The sequence below is a fragment of the Isoptericola sp. NPDC060185 genome, assembly GCF_042728595.1.
Taxonomy (GTDB): Bacteria; Actinomycetota; Actinomycetes; order Actinomycetales; family Cellulomonadaceae; genus Isoptericola.
The window spans coordinates 45,971-67,222 of record NZ_JBHWYY010000018.1; the positions used below are offsets into that span (position 1 = coordinate 45,971).

The 21,252-nt window shown below is 75.4% G+C and carries 18 protein-coding genes; 12 read left to right on the top strand and 6 right to left on the bottom strand.

From position 1 onward, the window contains the following. Window positions 1–68: 68 nt before the first annotated feature. From ACFWDO_RS08955 to ACFWDO_RS08965, 3 genes are read right to left on the bottom strand one after another with little or no spacing between them, the layout of a single operon-like run. Window positions 69–1,313 carry a DUF4350 domain-containing protein gene (locus ACFWDO_RS08955; protein ID WP_380326019.1) on the bottom strand — a complete coding sequence of 415 codons (1,245 nt, stop codon included), beginning with the start codon at window positions 1,311–1,313 and terminating at the stop codon, window positions 69–71. Further along, the gene (locus ACFWDO_RS08960) at window positions 1,310–1,993 is read right to left on the bottom strand and encodes a DUF4129 domain-containing protein (RefSeq protein WP_380346908.1); all 684 of its coding nucleotides are present in this window, start codon (window positions 1,991–1,993) and stop codon (window positions 1,310–1,312) included. Before ACFWDO_RS08960 ends, ACFWDO_RS08955 begins: the two co-directional genes overlap by 4 nt. Continuing rightward, entirely contained in the window at window positions 1,990–3,216 is a 1,227-nt protein-coding gene (locus ACFWDO_RS08965; RefSeq protein WP_380325763.1) for a glycerophosphoryl diester phosphodiesterase membrane domain-containing protein, read from the bottom strand. Before ACFWDO_RS08965 ends, ACFWDO_RS08960 begins: the two co-directional genes overlap by 4 nt. A gap of 166 nt (window positions 3,217–3,382) precedes the next feature. On the opposite strand from ACFWDO_RS08965, the gene mtrA reads away from it, so the two are divergent. The 8 genes from mtrA (at window position 3,383) to secA (ending at window position 15,806) form a co-directional block, all read left to right on the top strand. After that, window positions 3,383–4,063 carry an MtrAB system response regulator MtrA gene (gene mtrA / locus ACFWDO_RS08970; RefSeq protein ID WP_380325766.1) on the top strand — a complete coding sequence of 227 codons (681 nt, stop codon included), beginning with the start codon at window positions 3,383–3,385 and terminating at the stop codon, window positions 4,061–4,063. Then, window positions 4,050–5,834: an MtrAB system histidine kinase MtrB gene (gene mtrB, locus ACFWDO_RS08975; protein WP_380325769.1), complete on the top strand. Its 1,785-nt coding sequence runs from the start codon at window positions 4,050–4,052 to the stop codon at window positions 5,832–5,834. The genes mtrA and mtrB overlap by 14 nt, the downstream gene beginning before the upstream one ends. After that, window positions 5,831–7,555, top strand: a complete 1,725-nt coding sequence (locus ACFWDO_RS08980) for an LpqB family beta-propeller domain-containing protein (protein WP_380325772.1) — start codon at window positions 5,831–5,833, stop codon at window positions 7,553–7,555. Before mtrB ends, ACFWDO_RS08980 begins: the two co-directional genes overlap by 4 nt. 142 nt (window positions 7,556–7,697) lie before the next feature. Further along, the gene (locus ACFWDO_RS08985; RefSeq protein ID WP_380325775.1) at window positions 7,698–8,594 is read left to right on the top strand and encodes a ComF family protein; all 897 of its coding nucleotides are present in this window, start codon (window positions 7,698–7,700) and stop codon (window positions 8,592–8,594) included. A gap of 192 nt (window positions 8,595–8,786) precedes the next feature. Then, window positions 8,787–9,449, top strand: a complete 663-nt coding sequence (gene hpf / locus ACFWDO_RS08990; RefSeq protein WP_380325778.1) for a ribosome hibernation-promoting factor, HPF/YfiA family — start codon at window positions 8,787–8,789, stop codon at window positions 9,447–9,449. 293 nt (window positions 9,450–9,742) lie between these two features. Continuing rightward, entirely contained in the window at window positions 9,743–10,990 is a 1,248-nt protein-coding gene (locus ACFWDO_RS08995) for a winged helix-turn-helix domain-containing protein (RefSeq protein WP_380324501.1), read from the top strand. 108 nt (window positions 10,991–11,098) lie between these two features. Continuing rightward, window positions 11,099–12,703 (top strand): cation:proton antiporter, encoded by a 1,605-nt coding sequence (locus ACFWDO_RS09000; protein ID WP_380324498.1) that lies wholly within the window; start codon window positions 11,099–11,101, stop codon window positions 12,701–12,703. A 169-nt stretch (window positions 12,704–12,872) separates the two neighbouring features. Continuing rightward, window positions 12,873–15,806 carry a preprotein translocase subunit SecA gene (gene secA, locus ACFWDO_RS09005; RefSeq protein ID WP_380324495.1) on the top strand — a complete coding sequence of 978 codons (2,934 nt, stop codon included), beginning with the start codon at window positions 12,873–12,875 and terminating at the stop codon, window positions 15,804–15,806. A 103-nt stretch (window positions 15,807–15,909) separates the two neighbouring features. Here secA and ACFWDO_RS09010 read toward each other — a convergent pair whose 3' ends face one another. Further along, complete coding sequence (locus ACFWDO_RS09010) at window positions 15,910–16,551, bottom strand: Rv3235 family protein (RefSeq protein ID WP_380324492.1); 642 nt, start codon at window positions 16,549–16,551, stop codon at window positions 15,910–15,912. A 44-nt stretch (window positions 16,552–16,595) separates the two neighbouring features. Further along, window positions 16,596–17,468: a LysM peptidoglycan-binding domain-containing protein gene (locus ACFWDO_RS09015; RefSeq protein ID WP_380324489.1), complete on the bottom strand. Its 873-nt coding sequence runs from the start codon at window positions 17,466–17,468 to the stop codon at window positions 16,596–16,598. Between the two features lie 158 nt (window positions 17,469–17,626). Here ACFWDO_RS09015 and ACFWDO_RS09020 point away from each other — a divergent pair, with 158 nt between their 5' ends. Next, a complete protein-coding gene (locus ACFWDO_RS09020; protein ID WP_380324486.1) occupies window positions 17,627–18,175 on the top strand; it encodes a hypothetical protein in 549 nt (182 codons plus the stop codon). 18 nt (window positions 18,176–18,193) lie between these two features. Here ACFWDO_RS09020 and ACFWDO_RS09025 read toward each other — a convergent pair whose 3' ends face one another. Further along, on the bottom strand, window positions 18,194–18,403 hold the full coding sequence (locus ACFWDO_RS09025) for a helix-turn-helix domain-containing protein (RefSeq protein WP_380245390.1): 210 nt from the start codon (window positions 18,401–18,403) through the stop codon (window positions 18,194–18,196). A 137-nt stretch (window positions 18,404–18,540) separates the two neighbouring features. Here ACFWDO_RS09025 and ACFWDO_RS09030 point away from each other — a divergent pair, with 137 nt between their 5' ends. From ACFWDO_RS09030 to ACFWDO_RS09040, 3 genes are all read left to right on the top strand, one after another. Continuing rightward, window positions 18,541–19,197: a hypothetical protein gene (locus ACFWDO_RS09030; protein WP_380324483.1), complete on the top strand. Its 657-nt coding sequence runs from the start codon at window positions 18,541–18,543 to the stop codon at window positions 19,195–19,197. Next, complete coding sequence (locus ACFWDO_RS09035) at window positions 19,197–20,552, top strand: CpaE family protein (RefSeq protein ID WP_380324480.1); 1,356 nt, start codon at window positions 19,197–19,199, stop codon at window positions 20,550–20,552. The genes ACFWDO_RS09030 and ACFWDO_RS09035 overlap by 1 nt, the downstream gene beginning before the upstream one ends. 79 nt (window positions 20,553–20,631) lie before the next feature. Beyond that, complete coding sequence (locus tag ACFWDO_RS09040; RefSeq protein ID WP_380324477.1) at window positions 20,632–21,165, top strand: DUF6912 family protein; 534 nt, start codon at window positions 20,632–20,634, stop codon at window positions 21,163–21,165. Window positions 21,166–21,252 lie beyond the last annotated feature (87 nt).

Consider the following 21,252-nt stretch of genomic DNA (forward strand, 5'->3'; position numbering starts at 1 on the left):
CGGGTCGACGGGGGCGGACGCCGCGGTCTGCGGGACCGGGGCCGCCTGCGGGTTCTCGTCGGGGGTCGTCACGATCGGTGGACCTCGCTCTCCAGGATGTCGAGCCGGCGCGCGAGCTCGGCCAGCGCGTCGTCGTCGGGGGGTGGTGGGCCGTACAGCAGGTCGGCCACGTCGCGCGTGGGGCGGCCGGTGGCGCGGGAGACGGCCTCGATGAGGGTCGTCGGGTCGGCGGAGCGGGGGACGCCGAGGCGGCGCGCGACCACGTCGGCGCTCGCGGCGCGCAGCCCCGCGGCGGCGTGCCCGCGGGACCGGGCGCGCCGGTACAGGCGTCCGCGACCGCGGGTGGTCTCGGTGGCCCGCACGACGACGGGCAGCTCCTCGGCGACCAGCGGGCCGAGGCGCCGCGCCCGCCACACGGCGGCGACGGCCACCACGAGCAGCGCCCACAGGCCGACGACCCCCGCCCAGTCCGGCAGCACGGCCGTGCCCGGGTCGGACGTCTCGCCGGCGGCGCTGGTGTCCAGCGGGTCGGGGACCAGCCACACGAGCATCGGGTGCTCCCCGAGCAGGCCCAGCGCGAGGGCCGCGTTCCCGTCGTCCAGGACGGTGTCGTTGCGGACGAACGACGCGTCGTCGACGGCGGTCACGGTGCGCGTGCCGCCCGTGGCCGGCAGCTCCACGCGGGCGAGCGCCGCCTGGTCGTCGACCACCCAGCAGAGGGTGACGTCGCGCGCCGCGTCCGGGTTCGCCTCCAGCCCTGCGCCGAGCTGCAGGGTCCCGGCGCGCCGGGCCGCCGGCAGGTCGCAGCCGGGGGCGAGCGGTCCGCCGGGGGTGGTCGACGGGTGCACGCGGCCCACGTCGCCGTCGGTCGCAGCGCCCACCAGCAGGTCGTCGGCGCCGATCAGCACGAGGTCGGCCTCCACGCCGGCGAGGGCGTCCGCCTGCTCGGGCAGCAGCAGGGAGGACGGCGTCACGAGGAGCGTGGTGCCCGGGCCCGCCGCCGCGACGGCGTCGGCGACGCGGGTCACGTGCTCGACGTCGACGCCCTGGCGGCCGAGCACCTGCGCGACGGCGCGGGCCCCGTCCGGGTCGGCGTTGTCGGGGGCGTACGGCGTGCTCGACGTGACCGGGCGCGTGACGGCGAGCACCGCGACCACGAGGACGAGGACCCCGAGCACCAGCAGCGTCCAGCGCGCGCGCCGCCACCGGCGCGCGGCGCGGCCGCCGGCGGTGGTGCCGTCCCCGGTGACGACGGAGGACGTCACCGCGTCCGGGGCGGCGGCGCCCGTGCCGCGGTCCGTGTCGAGCGTCATGGGAACGACACCTCGCTCGGGGACGGCGCGACGGGCTCCGGCCGGAGCGCGCGCACGCGCACGTCGAGGTCGCGCAGGCGCTGGTCGTCCTCGGCCCGGGCCGGGAGGGTGCCGTAGCAGACGTCGTCGAACAGGCCGGCGGCGCCGTGCAGCTCGTCGGCCACGGAGGGCAGGCGGGAGCCGGCGTCGTGCGCGGCCTCCTGGGCGGTGCCCCCCGGGCGCTCGTCGATGACCACCCGCTCCTCCAGGGACCGCACGAGAGCGCGGAAGCGCTCGAGCACGGCCGTCGACCAGTCGCCGCGCGCGGCCGCTGCGTCCGCGGCCGCGCGCAGCTCGTCGGCGGTCCGGGTGTCGTCGCCGAGCACCACCGCGGAGCGCTGCCGCCGTCGCGTGAGGCGCACCGGTCCGGCCACCCACCACGCGATCGCGGCGACGAGGACCACGGCGACGACCACGACGAACGCGACCGGGAAGCTGCCGCCGCCGATCGTCAGCCCGTCGAAGAGGTCGGTGAACCAGCGCAGCAGGCGCTCGAGGAGGGACGGCGCGGTGGAGTACTCGGAGCGGGACAGCTCCTCGAGCAGCCAGCGGTGCGCCGTCTCGCGGTCGGGGTCCACGGGCACGCCGGCGGGCAGGGCCGCCGGCACGACGGCACGGAGCACCGCCGACGCGCCGGTCACGCGATCGTGCCGGGAGGCGGGCCCGCCGTGCCGCCCGCAGCGCCGCCCGCCATGCCGCCCGGCTGGCCGCCCTCGGGAGCCTGCGCCGCGGCGGCGAGCTGGACGTCGAGGCCCTCGCGGCGCATCCGCACGTCGATGTAGAGGAGCGCGACGACGGACGCCGTGAAGATGGTGGTGATGGCCGTGCTGACGATGATCGACAGCACGCTGGCCACGATTGTCGACACGCCCATCACCTCCGAGCTCTCGCTCGCGCCCCCGATGGCGGTGGTGATGAGGGTGATGGGGTACGTGATGAGGTTCGCGGCGAAGCCGATGATGATCGACGCGAGCAGGTAGATGCCGAACAGCCGCCAGAACGACCCGCGGGTCAGCCGCCACGCGCGGGCGATCGTGGCGCCCAGCCCGCGACCCTCGAGGGCGAGCGCGGGGGCCACGAGCCCCACCCGCACCCCGAGCCACACGACCGCCGCGAAGAGCGCCACCACCAGCAGGAGGACGACGACCACGGTGCCGCCCACGGACGAGTCGCCGAGCGTCGCGATCACGACGGCGAGCACGACGGACCAGACGGCGACCAGCACGAGCGAACCGAGCGTCCGCAGCAGCGCCCACCCGATCAGCCGCCCGACGCGTCCGCGCAGGCGCTCCCAGACCTGCCCGAGCGTCTGCTTGCGACCGATGACCGACTGGCTCACGGACGTCGTGAGGATGCCCTCGACCACGGGCTGCGCGATGAGGATCGTCAGGCCGGTGCCGAGGCTCGTGGCGATGACCTGCGCGTAGACGGTGTCGAACCCGAGCTCGGCGAGGTCCGGGTCGGACGCCGCCACGGAGCCGAAGGCGGACGACAGGGCGGGCACGAGGAGCTGCGCCACCAGCACGCCGAGGACGGTGGCGACCAGCAGCACGAGCGTCGCCGCGCCCAGCATCACCTTCGGGTTGTGCCGGATCGCGGTGAAGGCGCCGTCGTAGATCTCGCCGAGGGACAGCGGCCGCAGCGGCACGATGCCGGGCTTCGCCGCCGTCGGCCCGTACGGCCCGTACGGGCCCGGGGCGCCGGCCGGTCGCTGCCCGTACTGCTGCCCGTACTGGCCCTGCCCGTACTGCGGCTGGCCCTGCCCGTACTGCGGCGCGCCGCCGGGTGCGCGCTGCCCGTACCGCGGGGGCTCGGGGGCCTCGCCCCAGCCGGACGGCGGCGGGGGCTGGTCGGGCGTGGTCATCGCGGCCTCCCGGGCTGCAGGGCGGTCGGTCGTCGGCGCGCGGCGTCGACGGACTCTCGGCAGGTGTGACCGGCGTGACGCCGGTCGCACCGACCCTAGTACGCGGCGCGGCGTGGCTCACGCGGCTCTCCACAGGACGACCCGCCGGGCCTGGCAGAATGACCCCATGAAGTCCCGTGTCCTGGTGGTCGACGACGACACTGCGCTGTCCGAGATGATCGGCATCGTCCTGCGTTCCGAAGGTTTCGAGCCGACGTTCTGCGCCGACGGCGACGGCGCGCTCGTCGCCTTCCGGGACGAGCAACCCGACCTCGTCCTGCTCGACCTCATGCTGCCCGGCAAGGACGGCATCGAGGTCGCGCGCGAGATCCGCGCCGAGTCCGGCGTGCCGATCATCATGCTCACCGCGAAGACGGACACGGTCGACATCGTGCTCGGGCTGGAGTCCGGCGCCGACGACTACATGACGAAGCCGTTCAAGCCCAAGGAGCTCGTCGCGCGCATCCGGGCACGCCTGCGCCGCACCGACGAGCCCGGCCCCGAGCGCCTGCGCGTCGGTGACGTCGAGATCGACGTCACCGGGCACAACGTGGTCCGGGACGGCGAGCGCATCAGCCTCACCCCGCTCGAGTTCGACCTGCTCGTGGCCCTCGCCCGCAAGCCCTGGCAGGTCTTCACGCGCGAGGTGCTGCTCGAGAAGGTCTGGGGCTACCGGCACAGCGCCGACACGCGCCTGGTCAACGTGCACGTGCAGCGGCTGCGGTCCAAGGTCGAGCGCGATCCCGAGAACCCGACGGTCGTGCTGACCGTGCGGGGTGTGGGCTACAAGGCCGGTGCACCGCGCTGAGCCCGCCGCGCGCCGCGTCCGCCGGACGTGGCGGCGGTGGCGCGCATGGACCGTCTCGCGGACGCGGTACGTCGTCCGGCGGTGGCGGTCGTCCCTGCAGCTGCGGGTCGTGACGTCGGGGCTCGCCCTCGGCGTCGTCGCGGTGGCGCTGCTCGGCCTCTACCTGTCGGTGTCCATCCGTGACGGCCTGTTCGAGCAGCGGGTGGACCGCATCGAGCGCGAGAACGCGTCGATGACCGAGCAGGTCCGCACGACGTTCTCGAACTCGCCCGCGACGTCCCCGTCCGACCTCCAGCTCCTGCTGTCGCAGATGGTCAAGACGCTCGACGCGAGCGCGTCCAGCGCGCAGGACTTCCTGCTCCTCAACGCGCCCGACCAGCCCGCGCGCCTGGCCGACATCGGGACGCAGACCGGGCTGACGTCCATCATCGGCGACGACCTGCGCGCGGCCACGCTCGCCACGGACGGCCAGGTGCTGCAGTCGGTGCAGATCCCCGCGGAGTACACGGACTCCGAGGCGCCCGAGCCCGGGGTCGTGGTCGGGTCCACCGTCGAGGTGCCGTCCATCGGGACGTACGAGCTGTACGCCATCTACTCGCTCCAGGCCGAGCAGCAGACCCTGTCGTTCGTGCAGCGCACCCTGGGGATCGGCGCGCTGGCCATCCTCGTGCTGCTCGGCGCGCTCACGTGGGTCGTGACGCGGCAGACCGTGGCGCCGGTGCGGCGCGCGGCCACGGTCGCGTCCCGCCTGGCCGACGGGCACCTCGACGAGCGCCTGCCCGACGCCAAGGGGCAGGACGAGATGGCGACCCTCACCCGCACGTTCAACGAGATGGCCGCCAACCTGGAGGACCAGATCGCGCGGATGGAGGAGCTGTCCGCCGCCCAGCGGCGCTTCGTCTCCGACGTCTCGCACGAGCTGCGCACGCCGCTGACGACGATCCGGATGGCGGGCGAGGTCATCCATGCGTCGCGCGAGGACCTGGACCCGGCGGCCCGCCGGTCCGCCGAGCTCCTCTACGCCCAGCTGGACCGGTTCGAGGTGCTGCTCACCGACCTGCTGGAGATCAGCAGGTTCGACGCCGGCGCCGCGGTGCTCGACGTCGAGCAGCGCGACCTGCGCGACATCGTCGCCTCGGTCGCCGACGCGTCGATGCCGCTCGCGGAGACCAAGGACGTCTTCCTGTCCGTGACGCTGCCCGACGAGCCCGCGACCGCCGACGTCGACCCGCGGCGCGTGGAGCGCGTCGTGCGCAACCTCGTGGTGAACGCCGTCGAGCACGCCGAGGGCAAGCCCGTCGAGGTCACGGTGGGCATGGACCAGCACGCGGTCGCGGTGGTGGTGCGCGACCACGGCGTCGGGCTCTCGCCCGACGAGATCGAGCGGGTCTTCCACCGCTTCTGGCGCGCCGACCCCGCGCGGGCCCGCACCACGGGCGGCACCGGTCTCGGCCTCGCGATCTCGCTCGAGGACGCGCGCCTGCACGCGGGCTGGCTCGAGGCCTGGGGGCGGCCGGGCGAGGGCGCGAGCTTCCGCCTCACGCTGCCGCGCCGCGCCGGCATCCGGCTGGAGCGCTCGCCGCTGCCGCTCGAGGGCCCGTCGAAGGGGGTGTCGGCGCCGCCCACGGGGCAGCTGCCGGTCGTGAACCCGCCGACCGGCCCCACGCCGACCGCGATCCCCGAGCTCGGGATGGTGGACGCCGACGGGGTGGACATCGCGCATCAGCCCGTCCCGCACCTGGGCCCGCCCGCCGCCGAGGAGGACCGATGACCGCCGACCCCGCCCGCCGGCGCCCGCGCGCGGCCGCCGCCCTGGTCTCGGCGGTCCTCGTGCTCGTCGTGACGGTCGCGTGCGCCCGCATCCCCACGAACGGCCCGGTGCGCGACGGCGACACGCAGCTCGAGAACCTCAGCGAGATCGGCTACATCCCGGCGGGGCCGACCGCCGGCGCCAACCCGGACCAGGTCGTGTCCGGGTTCCTCAGCGTCGCCCAGCTCGGCCCGACGTCGAACTCGTCCTACGCCGTCGCGCAGGAGTACGTCACCCCGAAGGCCTGGGAGGGCTGGGACCGCTACTCGCGGGTGCTGGTGCTGGCGGAGGACCCGCAGATCGACCCCGTCGAGGTGCCCGAGGACGCCACGGAGACCACCGTCACCGCGTCGGTGCGCGTCGTGGCGACGCTCGACGAGCGCGGCATGTACACGGAGGAGGCCACGCCCTACACCTTCGACGTGCCGTTCGGCCTGACGCGCGAGCCGGGCGGCGAGTGGCGCATCTCCCAGCTCGACGACGGGCTCATGCTGCCGTCGGCGTTCTTCAGCCAGGCCTTCCACCCCACCACGCTCTACTTCCCGACGCCGGACCTCACCTGGTGGGTGCCCGACGTGCGGTGGTTCCCCCGCCAGACCTGGCGCACCGACGCCACCAGCGAGATCCTCGCCGGCCCGCCCGAGTGGCTCCAGGACTCCACGACGACGGTCATCCCCGAGGGCACCGACCTCGCCATCGACGCGGTCACCGTGACCGACGACGGCTCCATCGACGTCAGCCTCACGTCCACGATCACGTCGGCCAGCGCCGAGGACCGGTCGCTCGCCGTCGCGCAGCTGCAGGCGACGCTCGCGGAGGGCGAGGGGCGCACCGTCGTGCTGTCCGAGGGGAGCACGCCGCTCACGACGACCGGCACCAGCACGCTGTCCGTGCCCCGGACGACGGGCGACGCGCTCGCCGTGACGGACGGCCGCCTCGTGCGGGTCGTGGGGCGCGAGCTGACCGAGCCGAAGCAGCCCGTCCCGCTCGCCGGCCTCGACCCGACGGCCCTCGCCGTGGGGCCGGGGGACGACCCGGTCGTGGTGCGCGACAGGTCGCAGGGGATCGTCCGCGTCTCGGGTGACGACGGCCCCTCCGTGCTCATGGCGGGGAAGGACCTGGTGCCGCCGTCGATCGACCGCTTCGGGGCGGTGTGGACCGCGCAGGGGTCGAAGCTCCGGGTGGCGCTCGCGTCGGGGCAGGTGCGGACGCTGGACGTCGACTGGCTCTCCTCGCGCACGGTGCGGTCCGTGCGGGTCTCGCCGGAGGGCGCGCGGGTGGCGATCGTCAGCTCCGGGCCCTCCGGGCGGCTCGTGCACGTGGCGGGCGTGGTCCGCGACGCGGAGAACGTCCCCACCGGGCTCTCCGCGCCGGTGCAGGTCGGTGCGTCCGTGCGGCAGGTGTCGCAGGCGACCTGGCAGGACGAGGCGACCCTCGCGCTGCTGGGCAAGGAGTCCGACGGCGACGGCGCGGTGTTCGTCGCCGGCGTGGGCGGCCTCTCGGGCCAGGGCGGGCTGTCCCGCGCGCTCGCCGGCGTCACCGACCCCCGCTGGGTCACCGGCTCGGTCGGCACCGGCGCGATGCTCGCCATCGACGACGGCGGCACGCTCTACTCGCGGCAGAGCTCCGCGCTGTGGTCGATGGTCGCCGACGACGTCGACCTGGTCGCGTACCCCGGCTGACGCCGCCCGGGCCTTCTCCGGGGCCTTTTCCCGGGACGCTCGACGGTGGCGCACCGGTCGGACGCTGCCCCCAGGCGGGCGTCGTCCCCAGGCGCTCCCGGGCGCGGGTGCGCGGCTCATGCCGGCCGGCACGCTGGCCGGCATGAGCCCGCCATCCGTCGCGTCCCCCGCCCGGCCGCCGGCCCCGCCACCTCTCGCGCCGCTCTCCGGCGCGCCTCCCGGACCGCGCCCGGCGCCCGCCGCGGACCCGCGCCGGGCGGGGGAGTGGCTGCGGGAGCTCGGCCGCCTCGTCGTCCCCGTCGCGTGTCCGGGCTGCGGCGCGCCGGACGTCCTCTGGTGCCCTGACTGCGGCGCCCTGCTCGACGGCCCGGCCGCGCGCGTCGAGGCGGCGGCGCCGCGCCTGGACCGGCTCGACGGCGTGCCGCCGCTGCCCGTGTGGGCGCTCGCCCCGTACGCCGGGCCGGTGCGCGAGCTCGTGGTGGCCTGGAAGGACCGCGGCCGCGTGGACCTGGACCGGCTCGTCGGGCCGCGCCTGCGGGCCGTCGCGCGGGACCTGGCCCCGGCGCTCCGCGGTGCCGTCCGCGGGCGGAGCCTGCTCGTCGTCGGCGCCCCGTCCACCGGGGCCTCGCGCCGGTCCCGCGGCCGCGACCACGTGCGGGCACTGACCCGGGCCGCCGGGGCAGGCCTGCGCGACGCAGGGCTCCCCGCCGGCGTCGTGGCCGCGCTCGTCCGCCGCGGCCGCGGGCACGACCAGGTCGGGCTCGGCGCCCGTGCCCGCGCCCGGAACCTCACCGGCTCCGTCGCCGTGCGACGGGGCGTCGTCGAGCGCCGCGACGGCGCCCCCGCGGCCGTGCTCCTCGTCGACGACGTCGTCACCACCGGGTCCACGCTCGCCGCCGCGGAACGGGCGCTCGAGGGCGTCGGGGCCGACGTCGTCGGCGCCCTCGTCGTGGCCGCGACGCCCCCGCCCGGGGCCGTCACGAGACCCGTGACGGACCTCCCGCAGCCACCGGTATACCTCGCGCGCGGGAGGGGTTAGCCTGGGGGTCCCACGCGGGAGAACAGCCCCGAGACCACGGTCCGGGACGTTCCTCCGTGCGACCCACGAGCGGTCCGGACCGAGCGTCCGGCGGACCCGGGAGGTGGTGCCGAACACGGCGCCCCCCAGGGTGCCCAGACCGGAACTCGGGGCCGCTCGTGAGGCGGCCTCACGACGAAGTGGAGCAACACGATGGAGATCGTCGTCGTCGGCAGGCACACGGAGGTGGCGGACAGGTTCCGCCGTCACGTGGAGGACAAGCTGAGCAAGGTGACCCAGCTCGCACCGGCCGCCCGTCGGGTGGACGTGGAGGTGACCCGGGAGAACAACCCGCGGCTCTCCGAGGTCCGCGAGCGGGTCGAGCTGACCGTGCGCGACAAGGGGCCCGTGATCCGCGCGGAAGCCGCGGCGGACGACCGGTTCGGCGCCCTCGACATCGCGTTGGACAAGCTCACGGAGAGGTTGCGCCGCTCGCGCGACCGCCGCAAGGACCACCGCCGCCGCGCCAACGACGTCCGCCCTGCCGTGGACGTGCGCACCTTCGACCAGGTCGCCGCCGCCGAGACCGTCGCCCCGCCGCCGGCGCCCGTGGCGCTGGCCGAGCCCGGCGACGAGGTCGAGCAGCAGCTCGGCGACTCCCCGGTCGTCATCCGGCGCAAGCTGCACCACGCCGAGCCCATGACCGTGGACGACGCGGTCTACCAGATGGAGATGGTGGGGCACGACTTCTTCCTCTTCATCGACAAGGAGACCGCCCGGCCGTCCGCCGTGTACCGGCGTCGGGGCTGGACCTACGGCGTCATCGAGCTGGACTCGACGGTCGGAGGGGTCGAACCGGTGACCGAGCTGACGTGATCTGACCGGCGGGCACCTTGCCCGTCGGTGCGGTCGAGCCGGTCGAGAAGTTCTGCGCGGGGACGCGTTCACGGGCGCCAGGGCGCCCTCCACTTCGGGAGGGATACGTCCCCGCGCAGAACTTCTCGGCCGGCTCTCGTGCGTCGCCTCGGCTTCGTGCGTCGTACCCCGCCGTCAGCACGTCGGAGTGAAGCGCGGGTGCTGGGCGCTGGGCGCTGTGACCTGTGCTGGCCGCTGTGACCTGTGCTGGCCGCGTGCCGTGTCCTGTCGGTGGGGGTCGGCAGGATGGGCGGGTGGACTCCCTCTCGCTCGCGCAGGCCCGCCGTGTCGCCCTCGGGGCCCAGGGGCTGCACCGGCCGCGGCCCGGTGGCGCGGGCGCGGGCGCCGGCGGCGGGGTGACGATGCGGCGGGCGATGGCGACCGTCGAGCGGCTCAACCTGCTGCAGATCGACTCCGTGAACGTGCTGGCGCGGGCGCACCTGATGCCGCTGTACTCGCGGCTGGGGCCCTACGACGTGGGGCTGCTGGACCGGGCGTCGGGGCGGGCGCCGCGCAAGATCGTCGAGACGTGGGCGCACGTCGCGTCCTACGTGCCCGCCGAGACGTACCCGCTGCTCGACTGGCGGCGGCGGGACTACCTGGGGGAGGCCTGGGGCACGATCTCCGGCACCCCGCTGGCGCACGCCGCCGAGCTGGAGCTGGTGCGCGGGATGGTCGCCGACCGGGGGCCCGTCACCGCGCGCGAGATCCACGACGAGCTCGTCGCGCACGGGCACTCCGGCCCGCGCTCGCGCGAGGAGTGGGGCTGGAACTGGACGGCGGCCAAGCGCTGCCTCGAGTTCCTGTTCTTCACGGGCGAGGTGATGTCGGCGCGGCGCAACACCGCCTTCGAGCGGTGCTACGACCTGCCCGAGCGGGTGCTGCCCCCCGCGGTGCGCGCCGCCGGCCCCGTGCCCGACGACGAGGCGGTGCGCCGCCTCCTGGAGCTCGGCGCGCGGGCGCACGGCGTCGGCACCCTCCGGTGCTTCGCCGACTACTTCCGCCTCAAGGGGCCTGCGGTGCGGCGCGCGCACGCGGAGCTCCTCGAGGAGGGCGTGCTCCAGCCCGTCGAGGTGCGGGGCTGGGCCGAGAAGACCTTCCGCCACCGCGACGCGCGGCTGCCGCGCCGGGCCGAGGCCCGCACGCTGCTCAGCCCGTTCGACCCGCTCGTGTGGGAGCGCCGCCGGCTCGAGGCGCTGTTCGACGTCTTCTACCGGATCGAGATCTACGTCCCCGCGCCGCAGCGGGTGCTCGGGTACTACGTGCTGCCGTTCCTGGAGGGCGACGCGATCACCGCGTTCGTCGACCTCAAGGCCGACCGGCAGGCCGGGGTGCTGCGCGTGCAGTCCGCGCACCCCACGGCGCACGCCGGGCCCGGCACCGCCGCCGCGCTCGGCGCCGAGCTGGACGTGCTCGCGGGCTGGCTGGGCCTGGAGACCACCGGGGTGACGCCCGCCGGGGAGCTCGCGCCCGCGCTCGCGGACGCCGTGCGCGCGGCATGACCCGCGCGGCATGACCCGCACCGCCACGGCGGCGCTCGTAGGATCGGCGCGTCACGACGTCGGGCGCGCCGGCGTCGGACCCGGATCGGGAGCAGGTCGGGATCGCCGATGACCACCGCCGTGCTGTACCTCGCCGCCGCGCTCGTGGGCGGGCTCGCGGCGACGTTCCTGCGCCTGCCGCCGCTGGTCGGGTTCCTCGCCGCGGGGTTCGCGCTCGGGGCCGCGGGGGCGCCCGACCTGCCCGGCCTGGAGACGGTCGCGGAGCTCGGGGTCGCGCTGCTGCTGTTCGCCATCGGGCTCAAGCTCGACGTCCGCTCGCTGCTGCGGCCCGAGATCTGGCTCACCACCCTCGTCCACCTGGTGCTGACCGTCGCGGTGGCGGTCGGCTTCCTCGGCCTGCTCGCCGTCGTCGGCATCCGTCTGCTGGCCGACGAGTCGTTCGGCTCGCTGGCCCTGGTCGGCCTCGCCCTCTCCTTCTCCTCCACAGTGTTCGTGGTCAAGGTGCTCGAGGACCGCTCCGACACGACGGCGCTCTACGGCCGCATCGCCGTCGGCGTGCTCGTGGTGCAGGACGTCGTCGCCGTGGTCTTCCTCGCGGTGTCCACCGGCGAGCCCCCGAGCCCCTGGGCGTTCGCGCTCGTCGCGCTCGTGCCCGGCGCGTGGGTGCTGCGGCGCGTCTGGGACCGCGCCGGGCACGGCGAGCTGCAGGCGCTCTTCGGCGCGTTCGTCGCGCTGGTGCCCGGCTTCTGGCTGTTCGAGATCGCCGGGCTGTCCGGTGACCTGGGGGCCCTGGTCATGGGGGCGCTGCTGGCGGGGCACCCGCAGTCCACCGAGCTGTCGCGCTCGCTGCTGACGGTGAAGGACCTCGCGCTGGTCGCGTTCTTCCTGCAGATCGGGCTGCACGGCATGCCCGCCCCGGTCGACGTCGCCCTCGCGCTCCTGCTGCTGCTCATGCTGCCCCTGCAGGTCGCGGTCTACGCGCTGCTGCTGTGGCTGATGCGGCTCCGCCGCCGCACGTCCTTCCTCGCCGGGCTCGCGCTCGGCAACTTCTCCGAGTTCGGCATCATCGTCGTGGCCTTCGGCGGGACCGCGGGCCTGCTCGACGAGGAGTGGACCGTCATCGTGTCGCTGGCCGTCGCGGCCAGCTTCGTCGTCTCGGCGATCGTCAACCGTCGCGGCGTCGAGCTCGCGACGCGGCTCACGGGGCTCCTGCCGCGCCGGGACGTCGACAGGCTGCACCCCGACGACCGCCCGGTCGACATCGGCCAGGTGGACGCCGTCGTGCTCGGCCTCGGGCGCGTGGGCTCGGCCACCTACCGGCGGCTGCGCGACGTGCACGGCCTGTCCGTGATGGGGGTCGAGCACGACCGCACCCGCGTGGCCGCCCTGCGCGACGAGGGCATCGCCGTCGTCCCCGCCGACGCGACGGACACCGAGTTCTGGGCGCGCGTCAAGCGGGCCGGCCGGGTGCGCCTCGCCGTGCTGGCGATGCCGTTCCACAAGGCGAACCTCATCGCCCTCGCGCGGCTGCGGGCCGCGGGGTTCGGCGGGCGCGTGGCGGCCATCGCGCGGTACGACGAGGACGCGGCGGAGCTGCGCCGGCACGGCGCGGACGCCGTCTTCCACCTGTACGGCGCGGCCGGCGCCGAGCTGGCCGACCGGGCGGCGAGCGAGCTCGCCGCGGGCACGGGCCGCGGAGACGAGGCGTCCTGACGTTCGTCCGTCGCGAACCCGCACCTGACTCTCAGGTGATCGGCCTAGGATGGCTCCGGTGTGACCCAGGCGACGGCGCGGACGAGCGAGCTTCTGCCGCTCCGTCGACCGTCCGTCGCGCCGCACGGTCCCGGACATCCCCGGGGCGCCACCGACCCTGGAGTACTGCGTGCCTGCGATCCTCGAGAAGGTCCTCCGAATTGGCGAGGGCCGGATCCTCAAGAAGCTCAACAGTCTGGCCGAGCAGGTCAACCGGCTCGAGCCCAGCTTCGAGGAGCTGAGCGACACCGAGCTGCACGAGGAGACCGCCCGGTTCAAGGAGCGGCTCGAGCACGGTGCGACCCTCGACGAGCTGCTCCCCGAGGCGTTCGCCGCGGTGCGCGAGGCCGCGCGCCGCACGCTGGGTCAGCGGCACTTCGACGTGCAGCTCATGGGTGGCGCCGCCCTGCACCTCGGCAACATCGCCGAGATGAAGACCGGTGAGGGCAAGACGCTGGTCGCCACGACGGCCGCCTACCTCAACGCGCTCGAGGGCAAGGGCGTCCACGTCGTCACGACCAACGACTTCCTCGCGAAGTACCAGGGCGACCTCATGGGCCGCGTCTACCGGTTCCTCGGCATGACGACCGGCGTCATCGTCTCGGGCCAGTCGCCGGAGGAGCGCCGCAAGCAGTACGCGGCCGACATCACGTACGGCACGAACAACGAGTTCGGCTTCGACTACCTGCGCGACAACATGGCGTGGTCGCCCGACGACCTCGTCCAGCGCGGCCACCACTTCGCCGTCGTCGACGAGGTGGACTCCATCCTCATCGACGAGGCGCGGACCCCGCTCATCATCTCGGGCCCGGCGTCCGGCGACGCCAACCGCTGGTACACGGAGTTCGCCAAGGTCGTGCGCCGCCTGAACGTGGACACGGACTACGAGGTCGACGAGAAGAAGAAGACGGTCGGCGTCCTCGAGCCGGGCATCGAGAAGATCGAGGACTACCTCGGCATCGACAACCTGTACGAGTCGCTCAACACGCCGCTCATCGGCTTCCTCAACAACGCCATCAAGGCGAAGGAGCTGTTCAAGCGCGACAAGGACTACGTCGTCCTCAACGGCGAGGTCATGATCGTCGACGAGCACACCGGCCGTATCCTCGCCGGCCGCCGCTACAACGAGGGCATGCACCAGGCCATCGAGGCGAAGGAGGGCGTGGAGATCAAGGCGGAGAACCAGACGCTCGCCACGATCACGCTGCAGAACTACTTCCGCCTCTACAACAAGCTCGCGGGCATGACCGGTACGGCCGAGACCGAGGCAGCCGAGTTCCAGGGCACGTACAAGCTCGGCGTCGTCCCCATCCCGACCAACCGGCCGATGGTCCGCATGGACCAGGCCGACCTCGTCTACAAGAACGAGGACGGCAAGTTCAACGCCGTCGTCGAGGACATCGTCGAGCGGCACGCCAAGGGCCAGCCGGTCCTGGTCGGCACCACGAGCGTCGAGAAGTCCGAGCTGCTCTCGGGCCTGCTCAAGCGGGCCGGCGTGCCGCACAGCGTGCTCAACGCGAAGGAGCACGAGCGCGAGGCGTCCGTCGTCGCGCAGGCGGGCCGCAAGGGCGCCGTCACCGTGGCGACCAACATGGCCGGCCGCGGCACCGACATCATGCTCGGCGGCAACGCGGAGTTCCTCGCCGTCGCCGAGATGGCCGAGCGCGGGCTCGACGCCGCGGAGGACCCGGAGGAGTACGAGGCCGCCTGGCCCGACGTCCTCGAGAAGGCCAAGGCGGCCGTGGCCACGGAGCACGAGGAGGTCACCGAGCTCGGCGGCCTGTACGTGCTGGGCACGGAGCGGCACGAGTCGCGCCGCATCGACAACCAGCTGCGCGGTCGTTCCGGCCGTCAGGGCGACCCCGGCGAGTCGCGGTTCTACCTGTCGATGCAGGACGACCTGATGCGCCTGTTCAACTCCGGGCTCGCGTCGTCGATGATGGACCGCGCCGGGTTCCCCGACGACATGCCGCTCGAGTCGAAGATGGTGACGCGCGGCATCCAGAGCGCGCAGTCGCAGGTCGAGGCGCGCAACTTCGAGATCCGCAAGAACGTGCTCAAGTACGACGACGTGCTGTCCCGGCAGCGCTCCGTCATCTACGCCGAGCGCAAGCGCGTGCTCGAGGGCGAGGACCTCGAGGACCAGGTGCAGCACTTCCTCACGGACGTCGTCACGGCGTACGTGGACGGTGCGACGTCCGAGGGCAACCCCGAGGCGTGGGACCTGGACTCGCTGTGGACCGCCCTGAAGTCCGTGTACCCGGTGACCATCACGCCCGAGGACGTGATCGAGGAGGCCGGCGGCGTCGGCAGCCTCAGCCACGAGATGGTCCTCGAGGAGCTGCTCTCGGACGCCCGCGTGGCGTACGCGGCCCGCGAGGAGTCGCTCGGCGAGGCCGCGATGCGCCAGCTCGAGCGCCGCGTGGTGCTCTCCGTGCTGGACCGCAAGTGGCGCGAGCACCTCTACGAGATGGACTACCTCAAGGAGGGCATCGGCCTGCGCGCGATGGCGCAGCGCGACCCCCTGGTCGAGTACCAGCGCGAGGGCTTCCAGCTCTTCCAGGCGATGACCGAGGCCATCAAGGAGGAGTCGGTCGGGTTCCTGTTCAACCTCGACGTCCAGGTGCAGCAGCCCGGGGGCCCCGGTGCGCCCGGTGCCCCGGTGATCTCCGCGGCCAGCGCCGCGGCGGCGGCGCAGTCCGGCGCCGGTCAGCTCGTGGGCGGCGGCGCGGCGTCGCCGGTCGCCGAGCCCGTCGCGGAGCCGGAGGCGCCGGCCGAGCCCGAGCCCGCTCCGGCGGCGCCCGCGGCGGACGCGGAGCCGGTGCTCCTGGCGAAGGGCCTCGAGGCTCCCGCGCCGCAGCGGCTGTCGTACTCGTCCCCGAGCGAGGACGGCTCCACCACGACGTCGGGCGGCGCCACGCGCCGGTCGCGCCGGGACCTGCACGGCGAGGCGACGGCGGCGACCAGTGACGGCCGCACCTTCCCGGGCACGCCGCGCAACGCCCAGTGCCCCTGCGGCTCGGGCAAGAAGTACAAGGTGTGCCACGGCGTCAACGAGGAGTGACCCGGACGGCATGACTTTCCGGTGAGCACGGAGCCCCGACCCGCGATCGCGGGCCGGGGCTCCGTCGTTCCCGGTGTGCCGGTCGTCTCTGGGGCGAGGGCCGTCAGCCGACCTCGAGCACGGCCACCCGCCAGGTCCCGCGCCGCGCCTCGAGGCGGACGGCGGCGGCGCGCACCCGGCCGTCGTCGTCCAGCACCACGGTGGCCTCGGCGACGTCGTCGCCCAGCCGGACCAGGCGGACCCGCCGCACCTGGACGGGCCGGTGCTGCTCGGTGTGCCGCACGCCGTCGTGGGCGAGCCCGATGCGGGCGCGCTCGGCGAGCTGGTCGCGCACCTGCGGCGTCACCCAGCGGGCGAGCTGCGCCGACGGGCGCTCGCCACGCAGCACCTCGACGGCCGCGCGGACCACCGCGCAGCACTGCGCGGTGGGGTCCGGCAGCGGTGCGGGCTCGCTCTCGCGGAGCGGGCGCTGCGGGACGTCGGCGTCGTCGTCGCCGGACCGGCGCACGCCCTCGGCGCCGACGCGCACCCGCCGTACCCGGGGCCCCGGCCGGGTGCTCGCCTCGGGGTAGCCCGCCGGGCCGCGGCGTGGCGGGGCGGAGACGCGGAGCGGGCGGTGGCCGGTGCCCTCCTCGGGCGTCAGGTCCGTGGGCGTCAGGTCGGTGGACGTCGCGCCGGCGGGGGGCGCGGTGCGGGGCGGCACGGCCGGCGCCGTGGTCTCGGCGGGAGTGGTCGTCGCGGTCATCATGCCCTCCGGTGGGTGCGGGGTGTCGTGGACGGCGCGGGCCGTCAGGCGGGGGCGCTCAGGACCTGGCCGGGCAGGATGCGGTCGGGGTCCGCGCCGACGACCGCGCGGTTGGCCTCGTGCCACCGGGTCGCCTCGCGCAGGATCTCGGCGTCCGAGGGGTGGCCGCCCAGGGCGTCCCGGGCGATGTCCCACAGGGTGTCGCCGCGCAGCACCACCCGCGTGCCGTCCGCGTCCGGGGGAGTCGTGATGCGGACCGGGGTCGCGCTCACGGGCTCCGCGCGCTCTTCGTCGTCGGGGTCCGCGGTGGACCCGGTGGACCCGGCGGACCCGGTGGACCCGGTGGCCGCGGCGGTCACCGTCTCGTCGGGGTCCTCCACCGGCACCTCTCCCAGGGCGGTGGCAGCGGGGTCGTGCTCGTCGACGACGGCGCCCCCGGCCGCGCCGGACGTGGACTGCCAGCCGAGGTCCAGGACGACGGAGGCCTCGGCCCCCGCCGGCTCGGCGGGAGGCGTCTCGGCGGCGAGCGCGGCGGTGGGGGCGAGGGTGAGCCCGGCGCCCACGCCCACCCCGACGGCGGAGCGGACGAGGCGCCGGACGGCGGCCGGCGCGAGGCGCTCGACGACGGCCTCGCCCGCGCGCCAGCGGCGCCCGAGCCGCACCGCGGCGACGCAGGCGAGGGCGACGACCCCGCTGAGGAACAGCCAGGCGGCGGCCACGAGCCCCGCGGCGAGCACCGCGAGCTCCACCCACCCGTCGATCGCGAGGCCGGCGGCGCCCTCCGGCGTGCGCGGCGCGAGGGACAGGCCGCGCAGCGCCAGGGACACCCCGGCCACGCAAGCGACGAGGGCGAGGACCGTGAGGCGGCCGAGGCCGTGGCCGTCCCGCGGGTTCCGGGTTCCGCTGCTGCCGGACATCAGGTCTCCTTCGTCCCACGCTCCCGACCGAGGATCACGTCTGGTGATGTCAGTTGATAGCGATTGATGCTGTCTGATGGTCGATATTGAAGCGGACTGGTGCCGGTCTGTCTACCCGGGCATCCTGTGGGCACCGGCCGCACGACGAGAGGAGCCTCATGACGGGCACGGGTCCGGCCAGGTGGGAGCTGCTCTTCGCCGACCTCGAGGCACGGTTCGACGCCGAGGCGGCGGCGGAGCGCGAAGGTGCCGTGGCGGAGCTGACGCGGGCGGAGCAGGCGTCGATCCCGCTCGTCGACCGGCTGCGGGCGGCGACCGGCGCGGTGCTGCGGCTCGAGCTGCTGGACGGGGAGGGCATCGAGGGGCGCGTGGCCCGGGTGGCGCACACGTGGGTGCTCCTCGACGGGCGCCGAGCCCGCGGGCGGGTGCAGCACCTGGTGCCGCTGCCCGCGCTGGCGGCGGTGGTGGGGCTCGGCCGGCACGCCGTGCCGTCGCGCGCCCGGACCGACGGGCTGGGGCTCGGCCACGTGCTGCGGGGGCTGCAGCGCGACCGCGCCCGGGTGCTGGTGCGGACCGTCGGGGGCTCGGCCACCGGCCGGATCGGCCGGGTGGGCGCCGACCACCTCGACGTCGAGGAGACGGACCGCGCGCGGCCGGTCGTGCGCACGGTGCCGTTCGGCGCCGTGCTGCGTGTCAGCGAGGCCTGAGGGCGGCCCGCCGCCGGCTCAGAGGTCGCCCGACGCGATCCGCTCGCGGGTGCGGGCGTACTGGTGCTCGATGTACTCCTCGAGCTTGCTGGCCTCGACCCGCCACACCTTCTTGGGGCCCACCTGGATCGCGGGCAGCTCGCCCGAGCGCACCAGGGAGTAGGCCTGCGTGCTGGAGATGTTCAGCATCTCCTGCACGTCGGCGAGAGAGAGGAACCGGCTGGTCATACGGGCATTCTGGCACAGCGCTGATCGCGGATGGCAGCAGTTGTCCACAGTGGATGCTCGAAGCACACATGGGGTCGCCGATGATAGGTTCCGCCGGGCGCGACGCTGCGCCCCAGCCCAGACCCCGGAGGACGTCCGTGAGCACCGACCCCATGCCGGCACCCGTCGCCGCCCGACTGCGCCGCCCCACCTGGCGCGACCCCCGGCTGGTGGTCGGCGTCGTCATCGTCGCCGCCTCCGTGGCCCTCGGGTCGTGGGCCGTCTCGTCGGCGGGGCGCACCGTGCCCGTGTACGTCGCGGACGGGACCCTCACGCCCGGCGAGCCCGTGGACGTGTCCGGCCTGCGCACCGTCGACGTGCGGATCGGCTCGGGGACCGAGCTGTACGTGCGCGCGGACCAGGAGCTGCCCGAGCAGGTGGTGGCGCTGCGCACGGTCGACGACGGCGAGCTCGTCGCGCGGTCGGCGCTGGGGGACGCGGCCGACGTCGACGTCCGCTCGGTCTCCGTGCCGGTGGACCAGGCGATGTCGGCACGGGTGACGGCGGGCGCCGTCGTCGACCTGTGGGCGGTGCCCGAGGCTCCCGCCGGCTCGGACGCCCCGGCCGCCGAGCCGACGCCGCTGGTCACGGGCGTCGTCGTGGAGCAGGTGGACGAGGCCGGCACGGGGCTCGTCGTGTCGGACGGTGCGACGCTGCACGTGCTCGTGCCTGCCGACGACCTGCCTGCCGTGCTGGCGGCGCTGGCCGAGCCGGGGCGCGTCACCGTGGTGCCGCAGGCCGGGACCGGCGTCTGATGGCCGCCGCGGTCACCGTGCTCTGCGCGGTGCGGGGCGGGGCCGAGACCGAGGTCGTCGTCGCGCTCGGTGCGCCCGGCTCGGGGGCGACCGTGACCCGCCGCTGCGGCGACCTCGCGGAGCTCCTGGCCGCGGCCGCGGCGGGCGCCGGGACCGTGGCCGTCGTGTCCGCGGACCTCGCCGGGCTGGACCGCGAGGCGGTGGGCCGGCTGCACGGCGCCGGCGTGCGCGTCGTCGCGCTCGGTCACGACGCCGCCCACGTCGCGCGCCTGCAGGGGCTGGGGGTGGACGGCGTCGTCGAGCGGTACGACGAGGCGGCCCTGCTCGCGGCGGTGCGCGAGGCCGCCGTCATGCGCGTCGGCCCCGGCGGCCCGGGCGGGGAGACCGTCGACCTCGTCCTCGGGGCGACCGGCCCGGCCGACGCCGTCGACTACCTGGTCGCCGACGGCGCCGACGACCTCCTCGCGGACGACGCCGGGCCGCGGCACGGCCGGGTGGTCGCGGTGTGGGGCCCGGTCGGGGCGCCGGGCCGCACGACGACGGCGCTCGAGCTCGCCGCCGCCCTCGGCGGCCTCTCCGGACGGCGCAGGAGGCACGGCCGGAGGCGTCAGGACGCGCCCGCGTCGCGCCAGGACGCCGTCCTGCTGGTCGACGCCGACACCTACGGCGCGTCCGTCGCGGCCCGGCTGGGCCTGCTCGACGACACGCCGGGGCTCGCCGCCGTCGCCCGGTCCGCCGGGCAGGGCGCGCTCGACCTGCCCACCCTCGCCCGGCAGAGCCCCGTGGTGGGCGGGAGGCTCCGGGTGCTGACCGGGATCACGCGCGCGGCGCGGTGGCCCGAGCTGCCCGCCAGCGCCGTCGAGGTCGTGCTGGAGCGGGCCCGCGAGCTCGCCGACTGGACCGTCGTGGACTGCGGCGCGCTCCTCGAGGCCGACGAGCTGCTCATGTACGACACGCACGCCCCGCAGCGGAACGCCGCCACGCTCGCCGCGCTGCAGGCGGCGGACGTCGTGGTGGTGGTCGGTGCGGCCGACCCGGTCGGGATCCAGCGGCTCGTGCGCGGCCTGGAGGACCTGCGCGACGTGCCGGTCCCCGTCGCGGGGGACCGGGTCGTCGTCGCGAACCGGGTGCGGCCGTCGGCCGTGGGCGCCCACCCGGAGAACGCCGTGCGGGAGGCGCTGGCGCGCTACGCGGGGGTGGAGGAGGTGCACCTCGTCCCGGACGACCCTGCCGGGCTCGACGGCGCGCTCCTCGCCGGGCGCACGCTCGCGGAGGAGGCGCCGGCGTCCCCGGTGACGGCGGCGTTCGAGGCGCTCGCGGGCCGGGTGCGGGCGACGGTGCCGGCCGCCGTCTGAGCGGGGTCCGACCGCCGCCCGGCCAGGTGCGAACGCCCAGGTGCGCGCGGCCGGGCGCCCGGGGCGGCAGACTGTGCGCATGCGCATCTACGTTCCCGCCACGCTGGACGAGCTCGAGGGCGCGGCCGTGGCCGCCGGAGGCGCGCGCTGGGACCTCCCCGCGCGCCGGGCGCACGCCGTGACCCCGGCCCTGGTGCGCGAGCTGGCCGACGAGGACGAGGAGAGCCGCGAGTACGAGGCGTTCCTCGCCGCCGCGGATGACTCCCTGGCCCGGATCGCCGCGCGACGCGGCGTCGCCCCGCTGCGCGTCGTCGTCTCGCTCGACGTGCCCGACGCCGCCGTGGCCGCGGCCGACGACGCCGAGGAGCCCAGCGCGGTGGACGTCGGCGCGCTGGACGGGGTCGCGGTCGTCGCCGTCCACGTCGACGAGCCGGAGGCCGCCGCCGACGTGCGGGCCGTCCTTGCCGCTGCCGACGAGGAGAACGACGCCGAGCGCACGGGTGGCGACGGTGCCCTGTCCGAGGACGCGCTCGACGCCGCGCTCCAGCGCGTGACCGACCGCGACCTGCTCTGGTACGACCCGACCGAGATCCCCCAGATCCCCCGCCCCTAAAGCGTTGTGAGCGGGCGTTTGGCCCCGGGGGTACAACGAAAAAAGCCCCAACCCCCCCCCCACACACGGGGGGCGACCCCGGGGTGG

Coding starts and splice junctions, on each gene's coding strand:
- ACFWDO_RS09025 (WP_380245390.1), bottom strand. CDS start 18,403: ATGACCAGCCGGTTCCTCTCTCTCGCCGACGTGCAGGAGATGCTGAAC.
- ACFWDO_RS08985 (WP_380325775.1), top strand. CDS start 7,698: ATGAGCCCGCCATCCGTCGCGTCCCCCGCCCGGCCGCCGGCCCCGCCA.
- ACFWDO_RS09000 (WP_380324498.1), top strand. CDS start 11,099: ATGACCACCGCCGTGCTGTACCTCGCCGCCGCGCTCGTGGGCGGGCTC.
- ACFWDO_RS08965 (WP_380325763.1), bottom strand. CDS start 3,216: ATGACCACGCCCGACCAGCCCCCGCCGCCGTCCGGCTGGGGCGAGGCC.
- ACFWDO_RS09035 (WP_380324480.1), top strand. CDS start 19,197: ATGGCCGCCGCGGTCACCGTGCTCTGCGCGGTGCGGGGCGGGGCCGAG.
- ACFWDO_RS09015 (WP_380324489.1), bottom strand. CDS start 17,468: ATGTCCGGCAGCAGCGGAACCCGGAACCCGCGGGACGGCCACGGCCTC.
- ACFWDO_RS08955 (WP_380326019.1), bottom strand. CDS start 1,313: ATGACGCTCGACACGGACCGCGGCACGGGCGCCGCCGCCCCGGACGCG.
- ACFWDO_RS09040 (WP_380324477.1), top strand. CDS start 20,632: ATGCGCATCTACGTTCCCGCCACGCTGGACGAGCTCGAGGGCGCGGCC.
- ACFWDO_RS09010 (WP_380324492.1), bottom strand. CDS start 16,551: ATGACCGCGACGACCACTCCCGCCGAGACCACGGCGCCGGCCGTGCCG.
- ACFWDO_RS09020 (WP_380324486.1), top strand. CDS start 17,627: ATGACGGGCACGGGTCCGGCCAGGTGGGAGCTGCTCTTCGCCGACCTC.
- ACFWDO_RS08980 (WP_380325772.1), top strand. CDS start 5,831: ATGACCGCCGACCCCGCCCGCCGGCGCCCGCGCGCGGCCGCCGCCCTG.
- hpf (WP_380325778.1), top strand. CDS start 8,787: ATGGAGATCGTCGTCGTCGGCAGGCACACGGAGGTGGCGGACAGGTTC.
- mtrA (WP_380325766.1), top strand. CDS start 3,383: ATGAAGTCCCGTGTCCTGGTGGTCGACGACGACACTGCGCTGTCCGAG.